The 11,029-nt window shown below is 64.7% G+C and carries 6 protein-coding genes; 3 read left to right on the top strand and 3 right to left on the bottom strand.

Annotated features, from left to right (window positions below):
* Positions 1-162: 162 nt before the first annotated feature.
* Both hemH and OC446_RS21670 read right to left on the bottom strand, forming a co-directional pair.
* Positions 163-1,224, bottom strand: a complete 1,062-nt coding sequence (hemH, locus tag OC446_RS21675) for a ferrochelatase (RefSeq protein ID WP_262031091.1) — start codon at positions 1,222-1,224, stop codon at positions 163-165.
* Positions 1,225-1,365: 141 nt separating this feature from the next.
* A complete protein-coding gene (locus tag OC446_RS21670) occupies positions 1,366-3,585 on the bottom strand; it encodes a sensor histidine kinase (RefSeq protein ID WP_262031090.1) in 2,220 nt (739 codons plus the stop codon).
* Between the two features lie 299 nt (positions 3,586-3,884).
* On the opposite strand from OC446_RS21670, the gene OC446_RS21665 reads away from it, so the two are divergent.
* The 3 genes from OC446_RS21665 to OC446_RS21655 all read left to right on the top strand — a co-directional run bounded on the left by OC446_RS21665 (position 3,885) and on the right by OC446_RS21655 (position 7,430).
* Entirely contained in the window at positions 3,885-5,414 is a 1,530-nt protein-coding gene (locus OC446_RS21665) for a bifunctional metallophosphatase/5'-nucleotidase (protein WP_262031089.1), read from the top strand.
* A complete protein-coding gene (gene ung, locus OC446_RS21660; protein WP_262031088.1) occupies positions 5,411-6,121 on the top strand; it encodes a uracil-DNA glycosylase in 711 nt (236 codons plus the stop codon). Before OC446_RS21665 ends, ung begins: the two co-directional genes overlap by 4 nt.
* Positions 6,122-6,224: 103 nt before the next feature.
* Entirely contained in the window at positions 6,225-7,430 is a 1,206-nt protein-coding gene (locus tag OC446_RS21655) for an aromatic amino acid transaminase (protein ID WP_262031087.1), read from the top strand.
* A 70-nt stretch (positions 7,431-7,500) separates the two neighbouring features.
* Here OC446_RS21655 and OC446_RS21650 read toward each other — a convergent pair whose 3' ends face one another.
* Positions 7,501-11,001 (bottom strand): indolepyruvate ferredoxin oxidoreductase family protein, encoded by a 3,501-nt coding sequence (locus OC446_RS21650; RefSeq protein WP_262031086.1) that lies wholly within the window; start codon positions 10,999-11,001, stop codon positions 7,501-7,503.
* Positions 11,002-11,029 lie beyond the last annotated feature (28 nt).

The raw sequence follows: 11,029 nt of genomic DNA, 5'->3' as shown, positions 1-11,029 counted from the left end.
CCTACGCGATCAGACCCCGTGGCAAAACGCTTGACGAAAAACACAGTCGCTGAGGAGCGAAGCGTCTCGAAGGACGAGGGCGTCTCCAGTGCGCGCTGGATGATCCTTCGAGACGCAGCCTAAAGGCTGCTCCTCAGGATGAGGTGACGGTTTCGTGAATGGTTAAATCCACCCTTGAAGCTCGCGCTCCACGACATGGTTGATCACGCGCATGCCGTCGTCGCTGTCGTTGAGGCAGGGCAGATAGGCGAATTCCTCGCCGCCGTTATGCATGAAGATCTCACGGTTCTCGCCGTTGAGCTCTTCCAGGGTCTCCAGGCAATCGGCCGAGAAGCCGGGTGCTACGATGGCCATGCGCTTCACGCCGCTCTTGGCCAGGGCCTCGACGGTCTTGTCCGTGTAGGGCTGCAGCCATTCCGCCTTGCCGAAGCGGGACTGGAAGCTCATGCGGAACTTGTCGGGCGACCAGCCGAAAGCCTCCCGCATCAGCCGCCAGGTCTTCACGCATTGGCAGTGATAGGGGTCGCCTTTCAGCAGGTATTCCTTCGGCACGCCGTGGAACGAGACGAGGATCACCTCCGGCTCGAAGGTGAGCTTCGCCAACTCTTTCTTCATGGAGGCGACGACCGCATCGATATAGACCGGATCGTCGTGATAGGGCGGCGAGACACGGACCGTGGGCTGCCAGCGCATGTCCATGAGGGCGCGGAAGGCCTGGTCGCAGGCCGTGGCCGAGGTCGCCGCCGCATATTGCGGATAGAGAGGTACCAGAAGGATGCGGTCGCAGCCCTGGTCGAGAAGCGCCTGGATCCGCTCGCGCACCTCGGGCTTGCCGTAGCGCATGGCCCAGTCGACCGTCACCTTGTCGCCCGCGATGCTTCGGATATGGGCCGCCACCTTCTCCGCTTGGTTGCGGGTGATGGTCTTGAGCGGACCCTCGTCGCGCTCGTTGTTCCAGATCGTCGCGTAATCACGGCCCTTGGGGCCGGGGCGCTTGGTCAGGATGATCAGGTTGAGGATCGGCCACCACAGGAGGCGCGGGGTTTCGATGACGCGCCGGTCGGAGAGGAATTCCTTCAGATAGGCTCGCATGGGCCAGTAGCTGGTGCCCTCGGGGGTCCCCAGGTTCAGAAGAAGCACCCCGATCCGACCGGTTCGAACAGCCGGATGGTCCACCGGGCGCACGCCCTGGCGAAGATCGGTCAGACTCACGCTCTCGTTCATGAAAAGTCCCTTGGCACAGGATCCGAGATACGAATCCCGCTCTCGATGCCGCCTTAGATAGAAGTTTCAGGCAGTTCCGCCAACAGGACGCCTCACCGCATCGTCAGGATTGCTTGCAAACCAACCTTGCGCAGAGACGTATCAGACGCTCATGTCCGGAAACCGGGACTCCTTGAGCACCGCATTGATGGCGACGCGCAACCCTGCCGGTTCGTAATCCGTCTCGACCTTGGCGTTGAGCTGAGTGGCCAGCACCCGGTGGAGCAGGCGGGAGCCGAAGCCCTGGCGCGTCGGCGAGGAAACGGTGGGCCCTCCCCGTTCCTGCCAGACCAGCCCCAGGCGCGTTCCGTCCTCGGCTGGTTGGGCCTGCCAGGAAATGGAGACCTTGCCCCCGGGCACCGAGAGAGCCCCATATTTGGCCGCGTTGGTGGTCAGTTCGTGGATCGCCATGCCGATCGGCACGGCCGCCTCGGAAGGCAGATCGACCTCGGGGCCGTGGAAGGCGATCCGTTCGGCCGAGGCATCGTTGTAGGGGCGGAGTTCCTTTTCCAGGATCTCCCGCAGGGACGCGGTCTGCCAGACGGCCTCGGTCAGCAGGGAATGGGTGTTGGCGAGCGAGATGATGCGTCCGACGAAAGCCTGGTAGAAATCGTCGATGCTGAGCGCGGAGCGCGCCGTCGCGCCCACCACGGCTTGGACTGTGGCCAGGGTGTTCTTCACCCTGTGATGGAGTTCGCGGATCAGCAGGGATTGCTGGGTCTGGGCCTGCTTGCGCTCCTCGATCTCGCTCTGCGCATTGCGGTAGAGACGGCTGTTCTCGAGCGCGATGGCGGCCTGAGCCGTCAGGCCTGCCAGCAGGCGTTCCGAGCGCCGGTTGAACATCCCCGTCCGCTCATGCCCGAAGACCAGGATCCCGTGGGTGTCGCCCGTTCGCAGAACGACCGGAACGGCCAGGATGCTGCGGATCACCGGGCGGTCCGCCGAGCCGTCCAGGGTGAAGGGCGTGCCCTCGTGCCCCTGCTCGACGGCCATGTTGTCCAGGCGGACTGGCTTGCCTTCCAGGAAAGCCGGGGCGCAGACCTTTCGGATGTCCAGGATCGTGAATGCATCGCGGAGGCTTGCAGGCTCGAATTTTCCGTAATGCTCCCGCTCGCTCTGGGACGCGCCGCAATAGAAAACGCCGAACTGGGCCTCCGTCAGCTCGATCCCGGCATCGACGACGCTCTCGATGATGCGGTCAATGTCGAGTTCGGCGGCAAGGACGCTGCCGGTCCGGTTGAGGATCTCCAGGGCGGCGGTTTCGGTGCGCAGCTCGCTTGTCCGAAGCGCCACCTGCCGTTCCAGGAGCGCCGCATCGGCGGCCTGTTCGTGGAACTGCTCGGAAGCCAGCACCGTCAGGGCGAGCAAGGCCAGAAGAGCGATCAGCGCAAAGGCGCCGTAGAGCCGCGTCTGAACGAACCATGGCGTCCAGTAGGCATCCTCCGGCATGCTGACGCCGATATAGAGCGGCATCGTGTCGACCTGCCGATAGGCCCCGGTTCGCTCTTGGCCCAGGCTGACGAAGGAGTAGAGGCCGGCCTGGGAGGAAGAGGCCTGCGCCCTGTCGAAGGCGGCCTTGTCGATGGGGGCAAAAGAGAGGCCGTCCGGCGGCGCGGGATGCTGCGCGATCACCGAACCGTCGGATGCACGCATCAGGGCAACCCGGCTGCCCTTCGGCAAGCGGATCTTCGACCAGTAATCGTAGAAATAGGACAGGGAGATGGTGACGGACGCGACGCCGCCGAATCCGGCGTTCCCGTCCTTCAGGCGTCGGCTGATCATGAAAGTTGGCGACTTCGTCAAGCGCCCGACGATGGGTTCTCCGATAAACAATCCCTGATCGGCATTCACCTGCGCAGTGAAGACGTCGCGCCCTGATACGTCCGACGATGGAGTCGGAAACCGTTCCGACGTGAGACGTAGGCGGCCACTCGAATCATTGAGCCAGATGTCCTCGACGAAAGGCAGACCGTCCTGAACGGCATGAAGCTGCTGCCACAGAGGCCTCGATGTCTCGATCTCGTCCCAGCCATGCCCCTGAATCAGGGTCGCCGCCTGCTTCAAGGTCAGGTCCGTGACCTCCAGAAGCCTGGCCGCATGATCGGCCAGAAAGAAGGCCGCGCTCCGGATGTCATCCTCGTTGCGCTGGATCAGGCGGTTGCGCTGTTCCCAGGCGATATAACCGAAGGTCAGGAGGATGAAGACGACACCGAACAGGCCCATGAAGAGGGTCAGCCGCCCGCGCGCGCGGGCACGGGCGCGGCGACGCAGGGCCGTGCCGACTTTGGACGGGGAATGTCCTGGATCTCTGGGCTGGGACAACGGCAAATTCGATTTAGTCAACAAGATCTCGTGTCTGCTTGAAAAGCGTCTCCATGCACGCACGGGAAGGAAAGAGCCGAAGGCAGGAAGATTAAGATGCTTCGCGCCGAAATGTCCATGCGTCAAGCAAAGCCGTCGCCGATGGCGGGCCGAACCTCCCTCGCCGCGCCCGGGTTGAGGTGGGTGTGAGCCGATGCATCATGATTGCAGAACGGGCTTGCCCACCCCTTTGGAACTGAGCATTCTGGGCCCGCACAAATCTCACAGGGCCTACGGCCCGTCCAGCAGCGGAACCAGCCATGTTGAAACTATCACGCCGCCATGCCCTCGGGCTCAGCCTCGGAGCCCTTCTATCGGCAACCGTACTGACCGGGCCGGGCCACGCGCAGACGGCACCGTCCAAGCCCACCTTCAGCCTGCTTCTCGTGAACGACATCTACAAGATGTCCGCCGAAAAGGGACGGGGCGGCTTCGGCAAGCTGGCCACCATCGTCAAGGAAGAGCGCGCCCGCGGCGTACCGGTGCTGTTCGCCCATGGCGGCGACACCTTCTCTCCGTCGCTGATGTCGGGCTTCGACCAGGGCGAACATATCGTCGAGCTGACCAACATGGTCAAACCCGACGTGTTCGTGCCGGGCAACCACGAATTCGATTTCGGCAAGGACATCTACCTTAAGCGCATGGGCGAAGCGAAGTTCCCGTTCTTCGGCGCCAATATCCGCCAGGCTGACGGAACGCCGGTTCCCGGCATGAAAGACAACGCGATCTTCGACCTCGGCCCCGTGAAGGTCGGTGTCGTGGGACTGGCGCTCGCGGAAACCGCCCGCCTGTCCTCGCCCGGGGATCTCAAGTTCCTGCCCGAACTCGAGACTCTCAAGACGCAGGCTGCGGATCTGCGCAAGCAGGGCGCGGACATGATCGTCGCCGTCACGCACACGGACCGCAGCGTCGACAACGCCATCGTGCAGTCGGGTGTCGTCGACGTGCTGCTCACGGGCCACGACCACGACCTCATCGTCACCTACAACGACAAGACCGCGATGGTGGAATCCGGCGAGGACGCCCATTACGTGACATCCCTCGACATCACCGCCACGGTGTCCGGCGAAGGCAAGGACCGCAAGGTCTCGTGGACGCCGAACTTCCGCATCCACAACACGGCCGATTACGCGCCGGATGCGGATGTCGAGGCCGTCGTGAAGAAGTACGAGGCCCTTCTCTCCAAGGAGCTCGATGTCGAACTCGGCACGTCCACGAATGCGCTCGACAGCCGCTCCTCCACGGTCCGCGCGCAGGAAGCCGCCATCGGCAACCTGATCGCCGACGCGATCAAGGACTCGACCGGTGGAGACGTGGCGATCGTGAACGGCGGCGGCATCCGCGCCAACAAGGAATACCCGGCCGGCGTGAAGCTGACCCGCCGCGATATCCTTTCAGAACTGCCGTTCGGCAATTCCACCTCGCTCGTCGCGGTCACGGGTGCCGACATCAAGGCGGCGTTGGAGAACGGCGTGTCGCAGATGGAAAACCGCGCTGGCCGCTTCCCGCAGGTCTCGGGCCTGAAATTCGAGGTGGACTCGAAGGCTCCCGCAGGCTCGCGCGTGAGCAACATCGTCGTAAACGGCCAGCCCATCGACATGGCGAAGACCTACAAGGTCGCCACCAACAACTTCATGCTTACCGGTGGCGACGGCTATGCTTCCTTCGGCAAGGGCAAGGTGCTGATCGGCGTGACGGACGGTAAGCTCATGGCCAACGAGGTCATGGCCTATGTCCGCAAGCTCGGCACGGTGGACGCCAAGGTCGAAGGCCGCATCGTCGCCCGATGAGCGGGCCCGTTGCACAGGCGCTCGCGCATCTGCGCGCGAGCGCCTCCGGATCCGGCGCCTGGACGGCTCTGCCCTTCTTCAAGGAAGGTCACGCCGACGACGTCGCCGCCAAGGTCGACGCTCGCATCGCCGAGGGCGCGCATGTGCTCCCTCCTCCGGACCTCGTCTTCACCAGCCTTGCCCTCACGCCGCTCGACACGGTGAAGGTCGTCATCCTCGGCCAGGATCCCTATCCGACGCCGGGCGATTCCCATGGCCTCGCCTTCTCCTATCGCGGCTCCCGGAGGCTTCCGGCCTCCCTGCGCACGATCCTGGCCGAGATGGCCGAGGATTTGGGCGTGCCGATGCCGAAATCGGGCGACCTGTCGAAATGGGCGAAGCAGGGCGTGCTGCTCATCAACACGTCGCTCACGGTGGAAGCTGGACAGTCGGGAGCGCATATGAAGTTCGGCTGGTCGGCCCTGGTCGACCAGGCGATCGCGGCCGTCTCGGAGCGGCAGCCGGCCGTGGTCTTCCTGCTCTGGGGCGCGCCGGCCCGCAAGCGGGCCGCGCTCGTGGATCGCACGAAGCATCTCGTGATCGAGGCGGGCCATCCCTCCCCGCTCAACCGGCTCAACGATTTCAGGGGAACGCACCCGTTCAGCCGCGCCAATGCATGGCTTACCGGCAAGGGGCTGGAGCCTGTCGATTGGCGGCTGGAGCCCTGACATTCCGTAAAGATCCTTGCCGAGAGACCTGCATCGGGGCTAGGTCTCGCGGCAGCGAAGAATGCGGTCGCGCGAACAGGGCCGCGCGGGCTTGGAGATCAGCATGACGGAATCCCTCTTCGGACAGGTCGAAGCCTTCGCGGGCGACCCGATCCTTTCCCTCAACGACGCCTTCAAGGCCGATCCCCGGACCGAGAAGGTCAATCTCAGCATCGGCGTCTACACCGACGAGAAGGGCCGCATCCCGGTCCTAGGCGCGGTCAGGACGGCCTATGAGCGGGCCGGCTTCGCGGAGCGGCCCTACCTGCCCATGGAAGGCCATGCGGGCTATCGCGAGGGCGTGCAGAAGCTCGTGTTCGGCGACAGCCATCCGGCCCGGGCCGAGAAGCGCATCGCCACGATCCAGACTCTCGGCGGCACGGGCGCGGTCGGCATCGCGGCCGACTTCCTCGCGAAGCACACTCCCGGCCGCACGGTGCTGGTCAGCGACCCGACCTGGGACAACCACCATGGCTTGTTCCAGCGGGCGGGCTTCAAAACCACGACATATCCCTATTGGGATCGCGCCAACCGCTCGGTAGATTTCGACGGCATGGTCAAGGCGCTCGAAGCGGCCGAGAACGGTTCCATCGTGGTGCTCCAGCCCGTCTGTCACAACCCGACCGGCGTCGATCTCGACGAGCGTCAGCAGGCAGCCGTTACCGACGTGCTCATCGCCAAGCGCCACATCGTCGTGTTCGACATGGCCTATCAGGGCTTCGGCACCAGCCTCGACGAGGATGCCGCCTTCGTGCGCCGCTATGCCGAGCGCGCGAGCTGCCTCGTGGCCAATTCCTTCTCGAAGAACTTCTCGCTCTACGGCGAGCGCTGCGGCGGCCTGAGCGTTGTCTGCCGCGACGCGGACGAGGCCGAGCGCGTGCTCGGCCAGCTGAAGCTCGCCGTGCGCCGCAGCTATTCGAGCCCGCCGATGACGGGCGGCCTTCTCGTGGCGACCGTGCTCGGCAGCGACGAGCTGCGCGCCCAATGGGCCGGTGAGGTCGAGACCATGCGCAATCGCATGGATTCCATGCGCAAGCTGCTCGCCGAGCACATCCGTGCGCTGTCGAACGAGATCGACGTGAGCTTCCTGCTCAATCAGCGCGGCATGTTCAGCTACACGGGCTTGAGCGCCCAGCAGGTCGATACCATGCGCGAGCGGGACGGCGTCTATCTCGTCGGGTCCGGCCGCATGTGCGTGGCGGGGCTGAACGAGACGAACGTGCCCAAGGTGGCGAAGAGCTTCGTTGAGGCTTTTCAAGCGCGGGGTTAAGACCCATCCTCATAAAGCGGTCATCCCGGACGGCGGAGCCGATCCGGGATGACGATGACGTAGTAGCCTATTACTCCGCCGCAGCCGCCATCGGCTGCGGCCCGGCACGGAACCTGGCGAGAAGATCCGCCTCCTCCGCTTTCGCAGCTTTCAGGTTCCGCTCCTTGATATGACCGAAGCCACGGATCTTCTGAGGAAGGGCGGCAAGGCCCACCGCCGCCGCATGGTTGTCGCCATTGAGCTTCGCGACGATCTCCTCGATGCGTCCTTCGAATTCGCGGATGAGCTGGCGCTCGGTGCGGCGCTCGTGGGTGTAGCCGAAGACGTCGAGCGGCGTGCCGCGCAGCGGTTTCAGGCCGGCGAGAACGCGGAAGGCCTTCATCATCCACGGCCCGAAGCTCATCTTCTTCGGAACGCCAGTCACAGGGTCCTTCCGGGCGAGCAGCGGCGGCGCGAGGTGGAATTCGTAGCGCAGGTTCTCGCCCTCGAAGGCTGACCCGACCTGTTTCTCGAAATGGCCGTTCGTGTAGAGACGCGCCACCTCGTACTCGTCCTTGTAGGCCATGAGCTTGAACAGCGAACGCGCCACCGCGTCCGTGAGCGTGGTCGAGCCCGGCACGGCTTTGTCTTCCGCGGCGCGGACACGCTCGACGCGGCCCTGGTAACGGCGGCCGTAGCGCTTGCTCTGGTAATCCGAGAGGAACGCAACACGCCGCGCGATCACCTCGTCCAGAGTCTCGGAGATCTTGCGCGATTCCGTCGGCGCCTTCAGCTCGCTCATCATGGCGGCGATCAGCTCGGGCTCGGCCGCCGCGCGGCGGCCCCAGGTGAAGGCGGCGAGGTTCATCTTCACCGCCTCGCCGTTGAGCTCGATCGCCTTCTCGATGGCGGCCCCGGAGAGCGGAACGCGACCGGCCTGGTAGGCATAGCCCAGCATGAACATGTTGGCCGCGATCGCATTGCCGAGAAGCGCCGTGGCAATCGCCGTCGCGTCGACGAAGGACACGCCGTCCTGGCCCGCCGCCAACTTGATCGCGCGCTTCAGGCGCTCGGTCGGAAGCGAGAAATCGGCATTGCGGGTGAACTCGCCCGGCATGACCTCCGCCGTGTTCACCACGAGGGCGGTCTGCCCCTCCTTCACGGAGGCCAGCACCTTCTTTGTTCCCGTGACCACGAGATCGCAGCCGAGCACGAGATGGGCCGATTCCGCGCTCACGCGAATGGCATGGATGTCGTCCTGGTTGTTGGCGAGCCGCACATGGCTGTAGACCGCACCGCCCTTCTGGGCGAGGCCCGCCATGTCGATCATGCCGAGGCCTTTGCCTTCGAGATGCGCCGCCATGCCGAGGATCGCCCCGATGGTCACGACGCCCGTGCCGCCGATACCCGTGACGATCACGTTGAAGGTGCGGTCGATGGCCGGGATCGCCGGGTCGGGCAGCGGCTTGAACGCCATGCCGTCCGTCGACACCGTCTCGGGAACGGCCTTCCTGATCTTGGCGCCGTGCACCGTCACGAAGGACGGGCAGAAGCCCTGGACGCAGGAGAAGTCCTTGTTGCAGTTCGACTGGTCGATCTGGCGCTTACGGCCGAACTCGGTCTCGACCGGCTGCACGGCGACGCAGTTCGACTGCACCGAGCAATCGCCGCAGGCCTCGCAGACGAGATCGTTGATGATCACGCGCTTGTCCGGATCGGGGAACTCGCCGCGCTTGCGGCGGCGGCGCTTCTCGGACGCGCAGGTCTGATCGTAGATCATCACCGTCACGCCGGAGACCTCCGCGAGCTGGCGCTGCACCGCATCGAGCTCGCTGCGGTGATGGATCGTCATGCCGGCCGGCCAGCGGATATCCTTCGGGTATTTGTGCGGCTCGTCGGTCACGAGGGCGATGCGATCCACGCCCTCCTCGCGCACCTGACGGGCGATCATGTCGACGGTAAGCCCGCCCTCGTGCTTCTGCCCGCCGGTCATGGCGACCGCGTCGTTGAAGAGGATCTTGTAGGTGACGTTGGTCTTGGTGTGGATCGCCCAGCGCAAGGCTAGGACGCCCGAATGGTTGTAGGTGCCGTCGCCCAGGTTCTGGAACACATGGCCGCGCTTGGAAAACGGCGCCTCGCCGATCCAGTTCGCGCCCTCGCCGCCCATCTGGGTGAAGCCCTCGGTGGAGCGGTCCATCCACTGCACCATGTAGTGGCAGCCGATGCCCGCATAGGCGCGCATGCCGTCCGGCACCTTCGTAGAGGTATTGTGCGGGCAGCCCGAGCAGAAATGCGGCACGCGGGTGGCCACGTCGCCGGTCGTCGTCAGCACCTCCTGCGCATGGCGAAGCCGCGCCACGCGCCCGCGCAGGTCGTCGTTGTTGTGATAGGCGAGCAGCCGCTCGCCGATGACGATGGCGATGTCGTTGGGATCGAGCGCGCCCTTCACAGGGAACAGCCAGCGGCCTTCCTCGTCCTTCTTGCCGATGCAGAGCGGCTGGTTGGCGGTGCCGTAAAGCTCCTCGCGCAGCTGCACCTCGATGAGGGAGCGCTTCTCCTCGACGACGATGACCTTGTCGAGCCCGCGCGCGAAATCCATGAGTTCGGCTTGCGAGAGTGGCCAGGGACACGCGACCTTGTAGAGGCGAAGTCCCATGTCGTTCGCCTTCACCTCGTCGAGGCCCAGCTCGTCGAGGGCCTGGCGCACGTCGAGATAGGACTTGCCGACGGTGATGATGCCGATCTTCGCATTGCGGCCGCCGGAGAGGACGATGCGGTTGAGGTTGTTGGCGCGGACAAACGCCAGCATGGCGTCGCGCTTGAAATCCTGAAGCCGCGCCTCCTGGTCGAGCACGCCGTCGCGGTTGCGGATGTTCAGACCGCCGGTCGGCATGGTGAAATCGTCCGGAATGACGATCTTCACCCGGTCGAGCGAGGCATCGACGGAAGCGGTCGACTCGATGTTGTCCTTCACGCACTTGAACGCCACCCAGGTGCCGCAGAAGCGGCTCATGGCATAGCCGTAGAGGCCGTAATCGAGGATTTCCTGAACGCCCGCCGGGTTCAGGATCGGGATCATTACGTCGACGAAATGGAATTCGGACTGATGCGCGACGGTGGAGGATTCCGCCGTGTGGTCGTCGCCCATCAGGGCAAGCACGCCGCCATGCCTCGAAGAGCCGGCCATGTTGGCATGGCGGAACACGTCGCCGGAGCGATCGACGCCGGGGCCCTTGCCGTACCAGAGGCCGAAGACACCATCATATTTGCCGTCGCCCCGGATCTCGGCCTGCTGAGTGCCCCAGACGGCGGTGGCCGCGAGCTCCTCGTTGAGGCCAGGCTGGAAGACGATGTTGGAGGCCTCCAACCACTTCCGGGCGCGCCAGAGATTCTGGTCGAGGCCACCGATAGGCGAGCCGCGATAGCCGGACACGAAACCCGCCGTGCTGAGGCCCGCCAGTCGATCCCGCTCGCGCTGCATGAGCAGCATGCGGATGACCGCCTGCGTGCCGGTAATAAAAACGTGATCCTTGGACAGATCGTACTTGTCGTCGAGCGTTACGTTGCGGAGCGCACCATGACCGTCGGCCATTACCCGTTATCCTCCTGGAGCTTCTTGC

This window comes from Microvirga sp. Mcv34 (assembly GCF_024519725.1).
Lineage (GTDB): Bacteria > Pseudomonadota > Alphaproteobacteria > Rhizobiales > Beijerinckiaceae > Microvirga.
The sequence above is the reverse complement of the archived record's forward strand: the minus strand, read 5'-3'. Positions and strand labels throughout refer to the sequence as shown.